The organism is Parahalioglobus pacificus (genome assembly GCF_014652275.1).
In the GTDB taxonomy this organism is placed as follows: domain Bacteria; phylum Pseudomonadota; class Gammaproteobacteria; order Pseudomonadales; family Halieaceae; genus Parahalioglobus; species Parahalioglobus pacificus.
Genome location: NZ_BMYM01000002.1, coordinates 722,221 through 740,926 on the forward strand (window position 1 = coordinate 722,221; position 18,706 = coordinate 740,926).

The 18,706-nt window shown below is 57.3% G+C and carries 15 protein-coding genes; 7 read left to right on the forward strand and 8 right to left on the reverse strand.

What is annotated here, in order from left to right:
- Positions 1 to 78: 78 nt before the first annotated feature.
- Complete coding sequence (locus IE089_RS15785) at positions 79 to 207, forward strand: hypothetical protein (RefSeq protein WP_268248002.1); 129 nt, start codon at positions 79 to 81, stop codon at positions 205 to 207.
- A gap of 65 nt (positions 208 to 272) precedes the next feature.
- On the opposite strand, the gene IE089_RS12055 is transcribed toward IE089_RS15785, so the two are convergent.
- The 5 genes from IE089_RS12055 to IE089_RS12075 all read right to left on the reverse strand — a co-directional run bounded on the left by IE089_RS12055 (position 273) and on the right by IE089_RS12075 (position 7,229).
- Positions 273 to 728, reverse strand: coding sequence for a VOC family protein (locus IE089_RS12055; RefSeq protein ID WP_229802737.1), 456 nt, complete (start codon positions 726 to 728; stop codon positions 273 to 275).
- 117 nt (positions 729 to 845) lie between these two features.
- Complete coding sequence (gene katG / locus IE089_RS12060; RefSeq protein WP_189478053.1) at positions 846 to 3,113, reverse strand: catalase/peroxidase HPI; 2,268 nt, start codon at positions 3,111 to 3,113, stop codon at positions 846 to 848.
- A 438-nt stretch (positions 3,114 to 3,551) separates the two neighbouring features.
- The gene (locus tag IE089_RS12065; protein WP_189478054.1) at positions 3,552 to 4,028 is read right to left on the reverse strand and encodes a hypothetical protein; all 477 of its coding nucleotides are present in this window, start codon (positions 4,026 to 4,028) and stop codon (positions 3,552 to 3,554) included.
- Between the two features lie 143 nt (positions 4,029 to 4,171).
- Positions 4,172 to 5,665, reverse strand: coding sequence for an aldehyde dehydrogenase (locus IE089_RS12070; RefSeq protein WP_189478055.1), 1,494 nt, complete (start codon positions 5,663 to 5,665; stop codon positions 4,172 to 4,174).
- A gap of 565 nt (positions 5,666 to 6,230) precedes the next feature.
- Positions 6,231 to 7,229: an HAD family hydrolase gene (locus IE089_RS12075; RefSeq protein WP_229802738.1), complete on the reverse strand. Its 999-nt coding sequence runs from the start codon at positions 7,227 to 7,229 to the stop codon at positions 6,231 to 6,233.
- 156 nt (positions 7,230 to 7,385) lie between these two features.
- Here IE089_RS12075 and IE089_RS12080 point away from each other — a divergent pair, with 156 nt between their 5' ends.
- Positions 7,386 to 8,930 (forward strand): phospholipase D family protein, encoded by a 1,545-nt coding sequence (locus IE089_RS12080; RefSeq protein ID WP_189478057.1) that lies wholly within the window; start codon positions 7,386 to 7,388, stop codon positions 8,928 to 8,930.
- Positions 8,931 to 9,045: 115 nt separating this feature from the next.
- On the opposite strand, the gene IE089_RS12085 is transcribed toward IE089_RS12080, so the two are convergent.
- The 3 genes from IE089_RS12085 to IE089_RS15790 all read right to left on the reverse strand — a co-directional run bounded on the left by IE089_RS12085 (position 9,046) and on the right by IE089_RS15790 (position 10,958).
- The gene (locus tag IE089_RS12085) at positions 9,046 to 9,342 is read right to left on the reverse strand and encodes a cystatin domain-containing protein (RefSeq protein ID WP_189478058.1); all 297 of its coding nucleotides are present in this window, start codon (positions 9,340 to 9,342) and stop codon (positions 9,046 to 9,048) included.
- Positions 9,343 to 9,463: 121 nt separating this feature from the next.
- On the reverse strand, positions 9,464 to 10,126 hold the full coding sequence (locus tag IE089_RS15710) for an amidohydrolase family protein (protein WP_229802739.1): 663 nt from the start codon (positions 10,124 to 10,126) through the stop codon (positions 9,464 to 9,466).
- 631 nt (positions 10,127 to 10,757) lie between these two features.
- Positions 10,758 to 10,958, reverse strand: a complete 201-nt coding sequence (locus IE089_RS15790; protein ID WP_308428848.1) for an efflux RND transporter permease subunit — start codon at positions 10,956 to 10,958, stop codon at positions 10,758 to 10,760.
- A 104-nt stretch (positions 10,959 to 11,062) separates the two neighbouring features.
- On the opposite strand from IE089_RS15790, the gene IE089_RS12100 reads away from it, so the two are divergent.
- The 5 genes from IE089_RS12100 to IE089_RS12120 are packed head-to-tail and all read left to right on the forward strand — an operon-like array spanning position 11,063 to position 18,574.
- Entirely contained in the window at positions 11,063 to 11,902 is an 840-nt protein-coding gene (locus IE089_RS12100; RefSeq protein WP_189478059.1) for a MurR/RpiR family transcriptional regulator, read from the forward strand.
- Positions 11,895 to 13,340 carry a putative basic amino acid antiporter YfcC gene (yfcC, locus tag IE089_RS12105; protein WP_189478060.1) on the forward strand — a complete coding sequence of 482 codons (1,446 nt, stop codon included), beginning with the start codon at positions 11,895 to 11,897 and terminating at the stop codon, positions 13,338 to 13,340. Before IE089_RS12100 ends, yfcC begins: the two co-directional genes overlap by 8 nt.
- 6 nt (positions 13,341 to 13,346) lie before the next feature.
- Positions 13,347 to 14,483, forward strand: coding sequence for a beta-aspartyl-peptidase (iadA, locus tag IE089_RS12110; RefSeq protein WP_189478061.1), 1,137 nt, complete (start codon positions 13,347 to 13,349; stop codon positions 14,481 to 14,483).
- Between the two features lie 36 nt (positions 14,484 to 14,519).
- A complete protein-coding gene (locus IE089_RS12115) occupies positions 14,520 to 17,312 on the forward strand; it encodes a TonB-dependent receptor domain-containing protein (protein ID WP_189478062.1) in 2,793 nt (930 codons plus the stop codon).
- Between the two features lie 11 nt (positions 17,313 to 17,323).
- Positions 17,324 to 18,574, forward strand: coding sequence for a cyanophycinase (locus IE089_RS12120; protein WP_189478063.1), 1,251 nt, complete (start codon positions 17,324 to 17,326; stop codon positions 18,572 to 18,574).
- Positions 18,575 to 18,706 lie beyond the last annotated feature (132 nt).

The following is an 18,706-nucleotide window of genomic DNA, read 5'->3' on the forward strand; positions in this document are numbered from 1 at the left end:
TGATGTTCTAGTCTTCCGGATGTACGCCAGGGGTGTCTCGATTGAGAATAAACACTCACCCTGAATCGGAGAGACACCATGGCACAATTTATTCACCAGCTGCAGATACTGCTCAGCAGAGATACAACAAACGACTGTGGGCTGCAGTGCAATTTTGAAGACAACTACTACGGTGACCAGATCTGCAGTCACAAAGACTGTGAGTAACTGGGCATCACGCCACACCTTACTGTCTAACTGGGGCGGGCCGTGCCTGCCCCTTCTCCCAACACTCAATCTTCATCCGGTGACTCAACTGCCGAGTTGAAGTGCGGGTTGTAGATGACCCCAAGCGCATTCCCGAACGGATCGTTAACCACACCCAACCTGATGCCCCCACCCACGTCCGATACGGGGTTAAGCGGAGTGGCACCTAGCCCTACCAGCCTATCATAGGCCGCATCTGCGTCATCAACACCCCAATAAGCGATTACCGAGGTCGCTTTCTCGCTCGCGTCTGCAGGCATAAGACCCAACTCATAGCCCCGGACGTTGAAGCCAATGTAATAGGCTTCATCAAAGTACGGCGCGATACCAAAGGCCTCGGTATACCAGGCTTTGGCGCGTGCCATATCGTCGACCATGTACACCGTCGTTCGCGGCCCGTGCATGTGCGACTGCCCTTGGGTGTCTGCCTGCACTTGCGATACCCCCGTCATGCTCAACAGTAACGCGAGAAGGAATTTCATCGGCAGAATGCTCCTTGAAAGACGAGTGACCAGAACGCCTCGGGAAGATTATCGCTTTAGCGTAAGCAAAAAAAAGGGCCGGAAAATACCGGCCCTCAGCGTTCCTACGGTAGGTGCCTACAGATCGCGATTCAGATCAAAGCGATCCAGCTGCATCACCTTGGTCCAGGCGGCTACGAAGTCATCCGCAAAGCGTTGCTTGGCGTCATCGTAGGCATAGGCCTCTGCCACGGCGCGCAGTTCAGAGTTTGAGCCGAAGATCAGGTCCACCGTTGTGCCGGTGTACTTCACTTCACCACTGGCGCGATCAACACCCTCGTACAGCCCTTCGGTGCCTGCTTTACGCCACATGGTGGACATATCCAGCAGGTTAACGAAGTAGTCGTTGGTGAGCGTGCCCGGCTTGTCGGTGAAGACACCATGAGCGGTACCGCCGGTGTTCGCACCTAGGGCGCGCATGCCACCCAACAGAACTGTCATTTCCGGTACGGTCAGGTTCAGCTGATCGGCACGGTCAACCAGCATCTCAGCCGGTGAGCGATAGGCTGTATCGGCATCAAAGTAGTTGCGGAACGCATCTGCCTTGGGCTCTAGCAGTCCGAAGGAACGCACATCGGTCTGCGCCTGGGTGGCATCGCCTCGACCCGGGACAAAGGGCACCTGGATATCCATGCCTGCATCTGCCGCCGCTTTCTCAACCGCCGCTGCACCGCCCAGCACGATCAGGTCTGCTAATGACACCTGCTTGCGTGAGCCGTTGAAGTCAGACTGGATGCCTTTAAGGGTATCTAGCACCTTGGCCAGTTCTTTCGGGTCATTTGCTGCCCAGTCCTTCTGCGGTGCCAGTGCGACACGAGCGCCGTTGGCCCCACCGCGCATATCCGCCGCGCGGAAGCTGGCGGCAGATGCCCAGGCTGTGCGCACCAGTTCAGACACGCTCAGGCCGCTGTCCATGATCTCGCCCTTCAGCTTGCGAATATCACGATCGCTGATGGCGCCACCCTCAGGGATGGGGTCCTGCCAGATGAGCGCTTCCGCGGGCGTGTCGTCCTGCAGATAGCGAGCGCGCGGCCCCATGTCTCGGTGAGTCAGTTTGAACCATGCCTTGGCAAACGCCATCTGGTATTCCTTGGGATCAGCGAGGAAGCGCTCGATGATCTTGCGATACTCAGGGTCGGCTTTCAGCGCCAGATCCGCGGTGGTCATCACCGGGGCATTGAACTTACCCTCAATGTGCGCATCCGGCACCGTGGTGTGCATGGCCTTGTCTTTGGGCACCCACTGAATAGCACCGGCGGGGCTGCGTGTTTGCTCCCACTCGTTATTCAACAGGTTCGACAGGTACAGTGAGGTCCACTGCGTGGGTGCTTGAGTCCATGCGCCTTCCAGGCCGCTGGTGGTGGTGTCTTCAGAGTGGCCTTTGCCACAGCTGTTCTTCCAGCCCAGACCCTGCTCTTCGATAGGTGCTGCGCCGGGCTCCGGGCCGACACAGTCAGCAGGCTTGCGTGCACCGTGCATCTTGCCGAAGGTGTGGCCACCAGCGATCAACGCGACGGTCTCTTCGTCGTTCATGGCCATGCGGCCGAAAGCCACGCGGATATTCTTGGCTGAGCCGATGGGATCGGGTTTGCCCTTGGGGCCCTCTGGGTTTACGTAGATCAGGCCCATGTGTGTGGCACCCAGTGGGCGTTGCAGCTTGCCGTTGTTGTCTTCGCGGTCGCTGGCCAGCATCTCTACCTCGGGGCCCCAGTACACCAGATCGGGCTCCCAGTCGTCGGTGCGGCCACCGGCGAAGCCGTAGGTTTCAAAGCCCATGTTCTCCAGAGCAACGTTGCCCGCCAGAATCATCAGGTCGCCCCACGACAGTGCAGCACCATACTTTTGCTTAACGGGCCACAACAGGCGACGGGCCTTATCGAGGTTGCCGTTGTCCGGCCAGCTGTTCAGGGGATCGAAACGCATTTGGCCGCCATCGCCGCCGCCACGGCCATCCAGCGTGCGGTAGGTGCCCGCGCTGTGCCAGGTCATGCGAATGAAGAAGGGGCCATAGTTACCCCAGTCTGCGGGCCACCAATCCTGCGAATCGGTGAGTACTGCATCGATGTCTTTTTTCACCGCGTCGAGATCAAGGTTGGCAAAAGCTGCACCGTAATCGAAATCTTCACCCAGTGGGTTGGAGCGTGTGTCGTGAGAGCGCAGTGCAGACAGATCCAACTGATCCGGCCACCAGAACTGATTGCTTTTGGGTTGGCCGGCAGCGACCTGACCCATGCCTTTGGCGCCAGCAGGCTTCGTGCTTTCGGAGGCCGCTGCTGTCCCGGCGGTGAGGCTCACTGCGAGAACTGTGGCAGCGGTATGCGCCATGATTGTCTTACGCTGTTTCATATTGAAACTCCCTTTGCAGGTTTCTCCCTGCTTGTTATCAAACGTGTCCAGCAGCTGTACTGCCGCCGCTGTTATGACAAAACGAAGCATAGACAAGGCTGGTGCATCTACAAGTTTGGATAAACTGAAGGTGGCGATTGAGTTTGCTGAACATGGTGTTGGCACCGCAGCTCCGCTTGGCTGCGGTCATGTATAGGTGAGATGTTGCCGCGCAGTAGGGGAACGGTTAGAAGTAGAAATTCACTCCAAAAACAGGGCCGCGCTCCTCGGCATCGACGGCATAACGGTCTGTACCACTTTTGGAGTTGTCGAAATCGTAGCTGAGATGTCGGAATCCGATGAACGCATAGCCCAAATCCCTGAACCGATAGTTGAATGTCCCGATGCCTTGAGCGGCACTATTGTTGCTGCTTTCTTGGTCATAATCAGCACGCAGCCCTAGTTCCCACCGATCAGTGAGTTGCCGGACATACCTGACCCCGACAAATGGGTGCAGCCAGTCATCGCCGGTGCGCCCACAGACGTGGCAAGCACGTCTGCATCACAGCCTTTCCAGTGGCTTAGTACGCTATTGCTCCGAGGATGCGCGATAAACACTTCGCCACCGCCAGCGATGGCGTCAAAGGTGCAAGCGCCTTCCTCAAAGCTGCAGGTATATCCATTGGCTTGCGAAGTGACATCGCCGGTGGCATCCGCGCTTATGGCAATCGATAGTCGAGGTATGGCGTCGCTGCTTGTTGTGGCGTCGCCTTCATCTACATCTCTACCTGCCGACACATCTGTACCAAAATCATTCGTTAGAGTTGAACTGATCATGGCCGCTGTATTCGCATCGCTGTCCCCGCCTGAGCTGCCGCATCCGATTAGTAGGATCATTGCGCCAAAGGGTATCGAGTGAAAGTAGTGGGTAGACATGCATGCGGCCTCTTAAGTGATGGCCACAGTCTAGAAATGGGGGTGTCGGGCTCTACATCGACTCTGTAGGGAAGGGTTAAGAAATGTAATGCACGAAGAGTTGCTCCGCCCGAAGGCGGAGCCATTCGCTGGATGGCGTTTGATCAATCAAACTCGATCCAGGTGGTCTTTAGCTCAGTGTAATCTTCAAAGGCATGCATGGACTTATCGCGCCCGTTACCGCTTTCCTTGAATCCACCAAATGGCACCGTGATGTCACCACCGAAGTAATTGTTGATTCCCATGGTGCCCACGCGCACGCGCTCTGCGACCTTGTGGGCGGTGTTGATGTTCTGACTCCAGACCGCGCCAGCCAATCCGTAGATGGAATCATTGGCTATCGCCACGGCATCGTCAGCGTCCTTGAAAGGAATCACAGATAGCACCGGACCAAATACTTCCTCCTGAGCAATCCTCATCTGGTTATTCACGCCGCTGAAAATGGTCGGCTCATGGTAGTGACCACCGGTGTCTGCCATCACGGTATTGCCACCATAGGCCAGGTTTGCACCTTCATTTTTGGCAATCTCCACATAGTCCATCACTGTTTGGCACTGCGATTGATCAACCATGGGGCCCATGGCTGTGTTGGGATCCAGCGGGTTGCCCGGTGCCCAACCTTTGGCGGCTTCAATCACCTGCTCAACAAAGGCATCGTGAATCGATTCCTGAACAATCAGGCGCGTACCCGCGGTGCAGGTTTGTCCGCCGTTGTAGTACACCGCTAGGGCAGCGGCGCTGGCCGCTTTTTCGAGATCCGCATCGGGGAAGACGATATTCGGACTTTTGCCGCCCAACTCCAGAAAGATGCGCTTCAAATTGGATTGACCGGAATACACCATCAACTGCTTACCCACAGGTGTTGACCCCGTGAATGTCAGCCCGTCGATGTCCGCGTGCATGGCGATGTGTTCGCCCAGGCTGCCACCGGGTCCGGGCAATACGTGCAGAGCCCCTTTGGGGAGGCCCGCTTCTATTGCGAGGTCGGCTATACGCAGCGCTGTAAGTGGTGTGTTTGATGCCGGCTTCAGGATCACGGAGTTGCCGGTGGCCAACGCCGGTGCCAGTTTCCAGGCGGTGGTGGATAGTGGGAAGTTCCAGGGCACGATGGCGGCGACTACGCCCAGCGGCATGCGCGTGATCAGGCCCAGGCTACTGCCGCGTGTAGGAGATATCTGCTCGTAAACCTTATCGATGGCCTCGCCTGTCCATCGGGTCGTGCGCACGGCCGACGGCACATCCACATCCACGGTGTCGGCAATGGGCTTGCCCACATCCAGCGTTTCCAACAGCGCAAGCTCGTCGGCGTGTTTTTCGATGAGTTCTGCCCAGCGCACTAGCACCATCTTGCGATCAGACGCCGCCATGCCAGACCACTCGCCACTCTCAAACGTGGCTCGTGCGATCGCAACGGCGCGATCCGCATCGGAGGCATCGCAATTGGCGACTTCTGCCAGGGCTTGTCCATTCGCCGGGTTGTAGGTAGTTCGTGTGGCACCCGAAGCTGCATTGACACGTTCGCCGTTAATAAACGCGCGACCATCAATCTGAATTGCCTGGGCCGCTTGCTGCCAGTCAGCCAGTGTTTTAGTGGACATGAGTCTTCCTTTCGCGGTGTTGCCGAGTTAGCCGGCAACGCTACCCAGTGTCGATGAGCAATGTCCAGCGTCCCGATAGGCAAGGAATTAGGCCGGTCGGCTACGGTGTGCTCTGTGCCGTTACGCGATTCGGGTCATTTAACGGGTCGAACTGCGCATCGGCATCTATGAAGAATAGGGGGTATCCGTGTGCTGACGCTTGATTCCGTTCTGCCCTGGCAGCATCGAAGTTGGCTGCTCGCAAATAGGTAAGGGCGGCGAGGCGATGAACCTCGGGGTCTTCTCGCCCTTGGTCCAGCGCTGCGGTCAGTGGTTCTTGCCAATCGTCCCGTTCTAATGCGGCAATGAAGCTGGCGGCACTGGCCAGTGATTAATACCTGTTTCGTCTTCATGCCGGATTCTTCCCTGATTATCAGTGGGTTGGATCCTTGTTCATTGATGAGCTTAGTCAAGGCTGGCGTGGGGCGCCAATCCAAGCGCTGTTAACCCGGTGTGCTTATCAGCAGGGGTGCATTGGAGAGGAAAATACTGCTGGATACTGCCTGAGGTGACTGTGCGATCACGCTCAGGGCTTGGGGTCCGGGTAGATGACCTTCCAGTCACGCTTCATATCAATCACTGTCCAGCCTCTGGCGCGTGCCTCGTCCAATCCTTTGTCGAACCGCCCAACAGCCGAGTCACGATCATAAGCCCACTCGCGTGCCTCATCCGTGTGATGCACATAGACCATTAATCGAGGCCCTTCGCCCGCAGCGGTGTACTGCATCATCTCAAGATCACCGTCCGAATTACCCACGGCCATCAGGGGTCGGCGACCGATATGTGTATGGATGCCCACGGGCTTGCCAGCTTTGTCATCCACAAAGGCGATTTCCGGCAATCTCACCAGTACGGGCTTACCCTCACGCACCTCGTAAACCGTTCTTCTGCTGCTGCCCACCACCTGCTCAGGTGGAATGCCGTATACCTTTTCGACCCAGGGGCGCATGAAGTCCAACCCACCGCCTGAGACAATGAATGTCTTAAAGCCGTTACTACGCAAGTAATCCAGTAGCTCCAGCATCGGCTGATACACCATCTCGGTATAGGCGCGGCCGGTGGTGGGATGGCGCGCGCTGGCCAGCCAGTCACTCACCAGAGCTTCAAACTCCGTTGCTGTCATTCCCGTATGCGTGGTTTTCAGCAGTTCGCCAATGGCGCGCATGCCGCCGGTTGCGAAAGTCTTGGTATCTCCTTTTAGCAAGGACGCATAAGGCTCTTGGGTCTCCCAGTCGGGATGTTGAGGTGCCAGCATCTTCACTCGGTCAATGGCAAACATCAGTTGAAAGTAGAGGGGCTTTTCCGACCAGAGCGTGCCGTCGTTATCGAAAGTGGCAATTCGCTCCGCGGGGGCTACGTAGTCCGCCGATGTTTTATCCGTGACTTGGTCAACAAAGGCCAGAATAGCTTCACGCGATGGGGTGTCCTTCCAGGACGGCAGTGGGTCGGGCGACTGCGCAAGGCCCATAGCGGGGAGCAAAAGAAGAGTTGCGATAATCGATAGATACTGAGTAGCTTTAGCCACAGAGCGAATCCAATGCATGACGAGACACATCTATAGAATAGGTGATCGGCTGGTGTATGCCATTGCGAAAAACCGTCACTAGCAGATGGTGCTACGCTTGTTGGGCGCTAACCATACGTTGAAAATACTCATTAGTCGTTGGCACAGGGGACTACGATGCTGCAACACGAGAGGACCGGCTTCATTCACGCATTCGTCTATTCGGTGTCGTTCGTGGCCTTGGTGGGGTGTGCCCAGTTGCCGGAGAGCACCTCAGCAGTCGAAAGCTCTGCATTCGCTGACTATCGGTCGACGACCTTGGGCGCGAGTTTTGCGGAGGGTGAGGACGCGCACCCTGGCGAGTCGGCCTTTGCACTTATAAAGAACGGTGATCAAGCGTTGGCCGCGCGCCTGGCGCTGATTGATTCTGCCGAGCAAGCCGTGGACGTGCAGGTGTACATCTGGGAACCCGATGAAACTGGTCTGCTAATGGCAGAGAGGTTGGTGCGCGCGGCAAACCGCGGTGTGCGCGTGCGGGTTCTGGTCGATGATTTGGGTTTTGGCGGAGACGATGCCGGCATCGCGGCCTTTGATGCACACCCGAATATTGAGGCAAGGCTTTTTAATCCCTTCGCTAACCGTGGTTTTAGCATGGCGGATTTCTTGTTCGACCTGAACAGGGTAAACCACCGCATGCACAACAAGATGTTGATTGCCGACAACAGTATCGCGGTGGTGGGCGGACGCAATATCGGCAACCACTATTTTGACAGTGATCCTTCGTCGAACTTCCGGGATCTGGACATTGGCGCGATAGGGCCCGTGGTGCGGGAGGCCTCACAGGTGTTCGACCACTTCTGGAATGGCGATGATGCGATCCCGGTCGTAGACATCGTGGAGCAAGCTGCAGACATCAATGATGCGACAACTATGATCGCCAACGTACGTGAACAATTAGCTCAGGCAGAGACCACGGGCATTGCGGAAGACAACGTGATCGCGTTGAGCAAAGTTATCCATGAAGATTGGCAGCGATGGCCTTGGGCGCGTGGGCGCATTGTCTGGAATCGGCCCGACACAGTCGCCGAGTCTGGCGCTACAGGCGAAATCCTCATAGCACTGCGGCAGCGGTTAGATAGTGTGCAGCACACCTTGAACACAGAGTCTGCGTATTTTGTCGTGCGCGACGGAGGCGTGGAAAGGCTGGGCAGCCTGACGGCGCGCGGAGTCAAAGTGAGAGTGCTTACCAACTCGCTGCTATCTAACGATGTCCTGGCTGCGCACGCCGGTCACGCCAAGTACCGCGAAAAGCTGCTGGCAGCTGGTGTTGAGGTCTATGAACTGCGCGCAGATTCCAACGTTATCAAGAGCAAGCTGGGCGGGGAGTCGCGAGCCGGGCTGCACACCAAAGCAATAACTTTTGATAACGAGGCATCCTTTGTCGGCAGTTTTAACCTCGATCCTCGATCCGCGAATATCAACACGGAAGCGGGTATTTATGTGGAGAGTGAAACGATCGCGGCGGATCTGAATGCGTATATGGTGGAGGGCGCGAGTCTGAAAAACAGCTATCGCCTGTCATTGGATGAAGACGGCGATCTTCTCTGGACGACTGAGATTGACGGCGAGACCGTGACCTACGATGAAGACCCTCTTTCTACCTTTGGCCAACGCTTCACCACCGGATTCATTAAGCTGCTGCCTATCGACTCACAGCTCTAGTGCGGTAGGCACGACTAGAAGCCCTCAGGTTGATCGACAGTATTTATCTCTTAACTCGCACACTCCAGGCGTCGTCCGCTTGGTTCATATGCGAAGTTGCTTCTACTGACCTGTTTTACTGAGGGCAGCCATCACTCATAGAGCCCCTCTTGGCGGGTTGGGTCATCTCGAAGTTTCCTTTCAGATCCTGATAGACACGAGTATTCCAGATTTCACCGTTGTCCAGCTGAAAATCGATGGCATAGTTCAGGCCCGCAACGACCTGCATCTTTACAGCCAGTATCTCCTGAACGTTGGCGGCACTGTTCATACGTTCGACGACAAAGTCCAGGGCAACTTTAGCCTCTTCAGACACCTCTGCGCTGCGCCAGCCACCCGGCATCGCCTTACCGTCACTGCAAAATGGACTCACCGCCGCAGTATCCTCCTCAATGGGTGTCTCTGAGCCACTGCATGCGGATAAAAGAAGGCATGTAGTGGCAATCGTTAACGCAAGTCTCGTCATAGTTTCCGTCTCCACGCTGAGTGAAAGATTAGTCTTTAACGGGAAACAGCTCTCCGCCAAAAACGGTGCCCCATACCTTGATGTCCTTAATGTCATCAGGGTCGACGGCGTAAGGGTCCTGCTCTAGCACAGCAAAGTCGGCGCGCTTGCCCGCACGAATCGAGCCTATCTCGCCCTCTTTACGCATTAGCCAGGCGGCATCGATGGTAATGGCGCGCATCGCATCATCCACCGACACTGCCTGCGCCTGATTATTACTGTTGCCGTTGATCGTTGAGCGATTCACTGCAGCCCAGGCAAGTGTCAGCGGGCTCAAAGGCGCCATGGGGCAGTCGGAGTGTAGCCCGAAACGCATGCCCTGACGCACCACTGCGCCCAGCGGCACCATGTTGCGTGCGCGGTCTGGTCCCAACCACTGCATGGCATACACATCTGCGAGTATGTATTGGTAGTAAGGGTTGGCAGATACATTCATTCCCAACGCATGCATCCTGTGCACCTGATCCTCTGTGGCGTAGGCAAAGTGCTCGAGCGTCAGGCGGTGGTCCACACGGGGTTTCTTTGACTGCAATTTTCGCACCATCTCGATTAACGCTTCGGCGCTGGCATCGCCGTTTGTGTGTGCATGCAGCTGATAGCCGGCATTCCAGAACGTTTCCGCGTAGGCGTAGGTTGTTTCTAGCGGTGCCATCCATTGGCCGGCATGGCACGCCCTCGTCGCGCGGGTTGTCGTCCGAATAGTAGGCTTCAACACGTGCCTTGAGCTGCGTTTCATAGGCCTTGGGAGACTTGGCTCCCGGGAATTCGCCGGTAGGCAGCGACCAATCCTCGGGTGCCAGAAAATCAAATTGAGTGAGCACTGCGGGTAGTGAGGGATGAACGTGAGGGTCGATCATCCCCGGCATAATGATTTTCCCTTCCAGCGTGCGATCTACCTTGCCGCCGCGCTGCTCGATCCAAACGTTGAGCTCTTGTTCAGATCCCACGCCCATAATACGTCCCTCAGCGACGGCAACGGCGGTGGCACCCGTGAGCCCGGGCTCCATGGTGATCACTTTTTTGGCGGTGAAGATGGTGACGGGTTCTGTCTTTACTGCCGGTGCTGCGTCTGCAGCAAACACAGGATTGAGAAGGACGCTTGTCGCAAAAGCCTCAAGGTTAACCATCGAGCGATCATAAAATTCCCCACTGCTTTATGTTCTTCTCGTTGGGTTATAGGTAGTTCAGGTTAGTTTGGATTCAAGATCTGCGGCGGCCCGTACATATATTTTCACCCGTTCAGTAGTAAAGCTGTGAAGCCTGGTTGAGCTCACGCAAGCCTTTCATCGGTTCTCGCGCTGCAATAGCGAGCAGGACACGGGGGTGAGCAGCAGACCAAACACGGTAACCCCGATCATTCCCGCAAATACCGCGATCCCCATCGCTTGGCGCAACTCTGCACCTGAGCCCGCACGGTCCGCATAACCAACAGATCCTCTCGCTAAGTTCCCCCGCCGGGTCAGTAGCCACCGGTTACTCAGCAGAAAATTAGTTCAAAACCTTTACATGAAACAAAAGTTTCATCTAGTATGATCAGATGAAAGAAAAGCAGTCAAATATAATCAATAGGGAAACGGGCACCGAAACCGTGCGCGATCGGTTGATGGCCAATGCCGCCCAGCTGTCCAAGCAGCAGCAGGTCATCGCTGACTTCCTGATGGATAACCTGCAGGAAGCGCCGTTTCTGTCGGTGATGGAAGTGGCCGAGCGCACGGGTACCTCAGAAGCAACGGTGGTGCGCCTGAGCCAGCGTATTGGGTACGAAGGTTACGCGGGACTGAAAATGGCTCTGGTTGCCATGCTCCGCGGGGCAGGAGCCAACACTGATACTGCCAATGACGGGCCTGACATCAGTAAGGACGTGTTGGCTGCCATGGCGCGGCTCGAGGTCCAAAATATTGAGCGCACCCTGAAAAGCATTGACCGCAAAGCGTTTGAAGAGGCCGCTCGGGTGCTACGTGAGGCTGACCACGTCTTCACCTTTGGCCTGGGTATCTCAGCGCACCTTGCCGACCTGGCCACCTATATTTTTACCGAGCACGGCGTTCGCTGCTCGTCGCTGGACTCGCGGTTTACTTCGCCGCGTGAGCAGTTGGTGGTGCTGCGACCGGGTGATGTGGTTCTCGGCCTGTCCTTTCCCCCTTATTCGGGTGAAACCATCGATGTGTTGAAAGAGGCGCATGAGCGCCAGCTCACGACCGTGGCGATCACCGATCGTCCTAGCGCCCCGGCAACGGCGTACTCAAATCATGCATTGCTGGTCTCCTGTCAGGGCATGACCTTTACCAATACCACTGCTTCCGTGGATGTACTCCTCAACGCGCTGGCGGTCAAAGTTGCCTCTGAAGACCGCAGCCAGAGTATGGAAGTGCTGGCCCGCATCAACGATATCCTCGCGGAAAAATCGAGCCTGGTGGGTGATGACTGAGTCCCAGCACGCGCTGCCCGCATCAAAGATGCCCGATAGTCTGTTGATTATCGGCGCGGTAGCTCTGTTGGTTTTTGTAGCTGCGCAGTTCATCACGCCGGGATACTTCGATGTAGTCATACCGGAAGGTGCCGCTTCAGATCGCGCGATTATCGACCCTGACAGTTTCCGTTACGCAGAGGCATCGTCACCGTCACTATTCAGTAGCGACGGCACACCGGCACTCTTCAATGCCATGTTTGAGGGCCTCGTGTCGGGCGACCGCACCGGCGGCGCTGTGGGAATTATGGCCTTCATCCTGCTCACTGGCGGGGCTTTTGGTGTGGTGCTGGGCACGGGGGCGGTCGATCGTGGCGTCATCACGCTGCTCTCACATGCCGGAGGCGGTGGCCCGGTATTCCTCGCAATGCTGTTTGCCCTTTTTTCATTGGGCGGCGCGGTGTTCGGCATGGGTGAAGAGGCCATTCCCTTTGTGCTGATGCTGTTACCGGTGCTGGGCAGGCTCGGCTACGACAATGTTGTTGTGGTGATGATCACCTATGTGGCAACCCAGATCGGCTTTGCATCATCGTGGATGAACCCCTTCAGCGTGGCGATTGCCCAGGGCATTGCTGACTTACCGCTGCTGAGCGGTATGCCCCTGCGCATTGGCCTTTGGCTGCTGTGTACCCTGTTGGGCATCGTATTTTGTCTGCGCTACGCGGCCAGCGCGCGCAACCCCAATCACTCCGCAACGAGCGAGCCACTTTCGGGCGAAAAGCTGGGGCCCGGCGACTGGCTGGTGCTGTTGAGCCTGCTCGCTACGGTCGCTTGGCTGTGCTGGGGTGTTATCGCCGCCGGCTATTACCTGTCGGAGATTGCCACGCAGTTCATGATCCTGGGGATCGTATGCGGTGTTATCGGCACGGTGTTCAATCTGAACAACATGAACGCCAATAGCGCCGTGGCTGCCTTCCGTTCGGGGGCGGCTGATCTGCTCCCCGCGGCGCTGGTAGTCGGACTCGCAAAAGGCATTGTGTACCTGATGGGTGGGGACGATCCCACGCAGCCCAGTCTGTTGAACACCTTTTTACATATGAGCGGCAATGCGCTGGAAGGGTTGCCCGCGGCGGCGGCCGCGTGGCTAATGCTGGTTGGCCAGAGCGTATTCAATCTCTTTGTGACATCAGGTTCCGGTCAGGCGGCACTGACCATGCCGCTGATGGCGCCGCTCTCTGATCTGTTGGGTGTTACCCGGCAAGTGGCCGTGCTGGCGTTTCAGCTGGGTGACGGCTTCACCAATATTCTTGTTCCCACCTCTGCCGCCCTGATGGGCTGCCTGGGTGCTGCCCGGCTGGATTGGTTCGCCTGGGTGCGCGCTGTCATCGGCCTCTACGGCTTACTTTTTTTGATCGGCAGTGCCTTTGTGATTGGCGCCGCCCTGTTTGGATATCAATAGCCAACCATGATCACTTTGATTCGTAATGCAGCAGTGCTGGCGCCAAAAGACATCGGCCGCAACGATGTGCTGATCGCAGGCGACTCAATTGTCGAGGTCGGACGCGACATTGAGATCACCGGCGCTAACGTCAATGAGATTGACGCCGATGGCCTGACGCTGGTGCCCGGCATTGTCGATGCACTTACGCACCCTGCAGGCGGTGGCGGCGAAGGTGGTTTCGGTCAGCGCACCGCTGAGCTCACTGCGGCAGACTTTATCGCAGCGGGTGTCACCACACCGGTGGGGGCACTGGGCACCGATGCCATTACCCGCTCTCTGGATGTTCTCTACGGTCATGTGATGGCGCTGCGTGCGGCGGGCCTGGCGGCGTATATGTATAGCGGTTCTTACCAGGTGCCTGCGCCCACGCTTACTGGTGATGTGGCTCGCGACCTGGTGATGATCGATCCTGTGATCGGCTTTGGTGAAATCGCTATTGCCGACCATCGCAGTTCTCAGCCTACAGCCCTTGAGTTACGCAAGCTGGCTGCCCAATCACAGCTGGGCGGCACGCTCAGCGGCAAGGGCGGTACCGTGATGTTGCATGTGGGCGATGGCGCTGAGCGCCTGTCCCTTATGCGCGATGCACTCGCCGATACCGAGCTGCCGGCCGCGTGCTTCTATCCCACGCACGCCAATCGCAGTGAGTCCTTGTTACTGGAGGCCTTTGAGCATGCAAGGGCAGGCGGCTGGATTGATTTCACTGCATCGACAACGCCTGAGTTTCTCGCTGACGGCGAGATTGCAGTGCTGGACGCGCTGGCCATGGCTGAACGCAACCGTGTTCCACCGCAGCAGTTGACCCTGTCGTCAGATGCCGGCGGCTCTCTCCCGGAGTACCGGGATCAGCAATTCCTCCGGTCGCGAGCTGCAAGCCCGGATGTATTGCTATCCGCGCTTTTAGACGTGGCTGACGACGCGGCGATGCGAGATCTCGTACTGCCAGCAATAACAACAAACCCCGCAAGGGCTCTCAAGCTCTACCGCCGTGGAGAAATTACAGAGAACGCGTTTGCAGATCTTCTACTGATCGATGTGTCACAGCGACAGTTGAAGGCCGTGATGTGCAACGGCGCCTGGCTGCAGGCACCTGAACCATAGAGCGCGACAAGACTTTTTATTTGGGGGACCAAAACCATGAAAACAACCTTTAAACGCAGACCGTTATCGCTGGCATGTGCCAGCGCACTGACACTGCTTTCCGCAACAGCCTTGGCGCAGGACGAGACCGCAAACCTGGAAGAGGTTTTGGTTACAGGCTCGCACATTAAGGGCCTGGACCTGAAAGGCGGAACGCAGGCGATACAGCTTAACCGGCAGGACATTCTCGAATCGGGGGCTCTGCGTATCGGTGAGTTGATGCAGGACCTCACCGTGACGGGTGGTGGTTCCGGTACCTTCACCACAGCAACTGCGGGAGCCCTGTCGGGTGATACTCCGGTGGGTGCGTCCTCAGTCTCCCTGCGCGGACTTGGCACGGGCTCCACGCTGACACTGATCAACGGCAGGCGCTCCACGGTCAGCTCCTTCGCCAATGGGCAGGCTTCGTTTATCGACGTGAACTCCATACCGGCTGCAGCCATCGAGCGCATTGAGATTCTGCCCAGTGGTGCGTCGGCCACCTACGGCGCCGATGCAGTCGCCGGTGTGATCAACTACGAGCTGCGCAAAGACTACGAAGGCTTTGAAATCACAGGCTCCTACGGTGATTCCACCGATAGCACCGATGAAGGTCGATACAATCTGAACCTGGCGGCGGGCGTTGGCAACGAGCGACACCACGTGATGGCGATCGTCGATTACTACAAGCGCAACGCGATGTTTAACCGCGATCGCGATGTGAGTGCGGTCTCCAAACGCCCCAGCCAGCAAGGCTTTTTCCCCTCGTTCAATGACCTGTTCTTCGCCGACTCACAGGATCAGGTTGAGAAACCCGAGAACGGTGGCTGTGCGGCTGAAGATTTCGGCATTGGCAACTTTGGTGAGTTCTGTGAAGTGAACACCAACGCGTTTACCTCCGTGCTCGACGAGTTCGAAAGCATTGGTGGCGTGTTCACCTACAACTTCCAGGTCAATGAAAACACGACCTGGTTCAACGAGGTGCTGTATCAAAGCACCGAGTCTGATGGCACCAGCTCGCCTGCGAACTTTTCGCGCGCACCCTTTGATCCCGAGAGCCCGCTGTGGCCCCAGGAGCTGATCGACGACCTGATTGCTGTGGGCGACAACGGCGGGGCTGACGACTGGAGCGACTTCTTTGGCTTCCCCGTGTATGCCTGGGGCAAAATCCCCGAGCCGCGCGCGGTATCTGTAGAGTCGGAAACCTACCGCTTGGTGTCCGGTCTCGAAATCGATTTCGACAACGGCTGGAACCTCGAGACGGCGTTTACCTACGGCTCCAACGAGTCTGAGCAGCGCGGCATTAGCGGTCTGGTAGTTGCAGAAGCGTTCTATGACGCCGCGCTTGGCAACCTGTGCACGGACGGCAGCCGCGTTGAGCGCTGGGACGTAGATCCCGCCCGCCCGGATGCCGACTTTATCGGCAACACCTGCGAGGACGATGGTCGTAGTACCCTGTGGTACAACCCGTTCAATGGTCAGGCGTCACAGGCTGACGGTATCGATGAAGCCCTGCGCACCACCGCAAGACGCAACGGCGACTCCGAAATGTACTCGCTGGACTTCGTCACCTCGGGAACACTGTTTGAGTTCAATAACCGGGAAATACAGGCCGCATTCGGTGGCGAATGGCGACACGAAGAGGTGAAAGATGTGCCTTCGGGTATCGCGGTGGCAACCACCACCAACCCGGAACCGATCCTGGGCTTCAGCTCCACATCAGCGGATGCAGAGCGCGACCAGTGGGCGCTGTTCGCCGAGTTCTATATCCCGCTGACTGATAACCTGGACCTCACGCTGGCCGGGCGCTACGACGATTACGATACGTTTGGCGGCGACTTTAATCCCAAGGTCGCCCTGCGCTGGCAGCCACTGGAAAGCCTGATTCTGCGTACTAACTACTCCACCAGCTATCGCGCGCCTTCACTAGCGCAAGTCGGCGCAGGCACATTGCTGAGCTCTTACACAGTGAACTGTGTAGAGACTCCGGGAGCCTGTGATGGGATTGATGAAGGTGATGGCGAATCGCTGTTCTCCGAAGATGTGGCCAATGACAACCTTGAGCCCGAGACCGCCGATACTTGGGGTGCAGGCTTCGTGTGGTCACCCACGCAGGATATTGATCTCACCGTGGATTACTGGAGCATCAGCTACGACGATGTGATCGGTATCGATGAGGACGACTTTATTCGTCGTGCACTCGCTGGTCAGTACCCGGTAGTAGGCGAGGGTGAACTGCCCACTGGTGAAGCCGGGCTTGAAGTTGAAGACGGCTTTGTTGTCGACGCGCACTTCGAGCTGTCCAACCTGGGCTTTGAAGATGTGAGTGGTATCGACCTGGCCTACACACAGAGCATCGATGTGGGCGCCGCAACAATCACCCTGCTGGCAGATATGACTTACCTGATCGAGTACGAGCGCCAGTCTTCAGACGCGTCACCGGTGATAGATGAGGCGGGAGAGTTTTTGTACCCAGAGCTTCTGGCTAATGCCAAAGTGCGGTACGACCGTGATACGTGGGGCGGTTCACTGGGTCTTCGGTACACCGACGGTTATCGAGATGACCCCAGCCCCCGCACTCTGGAGGCCGTGGGCCTTCCCAGTGATGCGCGCGTCGATGTCGATTCATGGACTGTCCTGGATCTCAACCTCTACTGGGATATGAACCAGAACAACACGCTGGCGCTCACCGTCCGTAACCTCACAGACGAAGAGCCACCCGAGGTATTGGGTCTGTCATCGAATGTGGATTATCTGAATCACGACTCGATGGGCCGTTACATTACGCTGCGTTACACCTATGGGTTCTGATGAAGCTACGAATGGATAAACGCAGCGCAGTACTCAGCTGGTGCCGAGCAGCCGTGGCAATGGCCGCAATCTTTAGCCAATCCGCTGTGCATGCCACCGGTCAGTTGGTTATCGCCGGTGGCGCTGTGCGTGCAGATAACGCTGAGGTATTCGGTGAGTTTGTCACGCATCTCTCTGGCGACGGCCCGGTTGTGGTGATTCCCGCAGCCAGTGGGCGCCCCGCGCGTTCGGGCCAGTCTGCTGCCGAGTCGCTGGCGATGTTTGGGGTAGACGCTGCGCGTCTGGAAGTATTCCCGCTGGCCTTGCTGGATGATCGCGGCACAGAGGATGTGGACGAGTCGTCCTGGAAGGAGAATGCCTGGGACAGTGCGCTGGTGAGGCGCATCGAAACTGCCGCAGGGTTCTGGTTTACCGGCGGCGACCAGTCACGAATCACACAGCTCACCCGTAGCGCCTCCGGTGAGGAGTCTCCGTTCCTGCAGCTGCTGCGCAAGCGACTGCAGGACGGCGCGGTGATTGGCGGCACTTCCGCAGGTGCCGCCATCATGAGCACATTGATGATTACCGGCGGTGACAGTTTTACGGCACTCACGCAGCCTGAGCCCGGTGAGTACAACGCCATGACCGAGCAGGAGCAGGGTCACCTCAGTCTGTCCGCAGGTTTGGGCTTTTTGCCGAGGGGGCTGGTCGACCAGCACTTTGATCGCAAGGCCCGGCTGGGCCGTTTGATCAGGGCATTGCCGCTCACTGGCGAGCAGGTTGGTCTGGGTGTAGATGAAGATACTGCGCTATCGGTAGACCTCGGCACGGGAGAGGCGCGGGTTGTGGGGAGTGGCAGTGTAGTCAGGCTGGATACATCGGATGCCAGCTTCGCCTGGGACGGCGAAACTCTGGCTAGTGGCATACGGCTAAGCGTCTATCCGAGGCTTACCCGTTTTCGACTGAGCGATGGCGTACTGCTAGAGACTCAGGGCGAGCCCACGATGGGCAATGAGTATTACGATCATTCGGTGCGCTTGGGGGGTGGGATGGCATTTCCCAATCAAACCCTGGAGCAGATGCTGGGCAATGACCTGCTGGATAATGCTGGAACCAATCGCCTTGTGCGTGTCAGTGTGGATAGCGCGGGTACGGCAATCAGCTACCGGTTTATCCAGCGGGGCAGCAGCAAAGGTTTTTGGGACAGAGCGCAGGGCGCAAATCGTTACACCATTATTGGTGTCGGTATGGACGTGACGCGCACAACGGCCAATCGCCCCTGACCTGTGCCAGTGTCGGACCGGCCGGTCCACAATCATTGCGCTCCCGATCTTTCAGATTGCACACTTGACGCTTGCCTGTGTGGCAAGCGTACACGCCCCTACACCTGTTCTCTCAGTGAGCCGCTTCGCATC

Bases quoted from the DNA above. Each gene is read 5' to 3' on its own strand.
- IE089_RS15785 (WP_268248002.1), top strand. From the start codon at position 79: ATGGCACAATTTATTCACCAGCTGCAGATACTGCTCAGCAGAGATACA.
- IE089_RS12055 (WP_229802737.1), bottom strand. From the start codon at position 728: ATGAAATTCCTTCTCGCGTTACTGTTGAGCATGACGGGGGTATCGCAA.
- katG (WP_189478053.1), bottom strand. From the start codon at position 3,113: ATGAAACAGCGTAAGACAATCATGGCGCATACCGCTGCCACAGTTCTC.
- IE089_RS12065 (WP_189478054.1), bottom strand. From the start codon at position 4,028: ATGTCTACCCACTACTTTCACTCGATACCCTTTGGCGCAATGATCCTA.
- IE089_RS12070 (WP_189478055.1), bottom strand. From the start codon at position 5,665: ATGTCCACTAAAACACTGGCTGACTGGCAGCAAGCGGCCCAGGCAATT.
- IE089_RS12080 (WP_189478057.1), top strand. From the start codon at position 7,386: ATGCTGCAACACGAGAGGACCGGCTTCATTCACGCATTCGTCTATTCG.
- IE089_RS15710 (WP_229802739.1), bottom strand. From the start codon at position 10,126: ATGGCACCGCTAGAAACAACCTACGCCTACGCGGAAACGTTCTGGAAT.
- yfcC (WP_189478060.1), top strand. From the start codon at position 11,895: ATGACTGAGTCCCAGCACGCGCTGCCCGCATCAAAGATGCCCGATAGT.
- iadA (WP_189478061.1), top strand. From the start codon at position 13,347: ATGATCACTTTGATTCGTAATGCAGCAGTGCTGGCGCCAAAAGACATC.
- IE089_RS12115 (WP_189478062.1), top strand. From the start codon at position 14,520: ATGAAAACAACCTTTAAACGCAGACCGTTATCGCTGGCATGTGCCAGC.
- IE089_RS12120 (WP_189478063.1), top strand. From the start codon at position 17,324: ATGGATAAACGCAGCGCAGTACTCAGCTGGTGCCGAGCAGCCGTGGCA.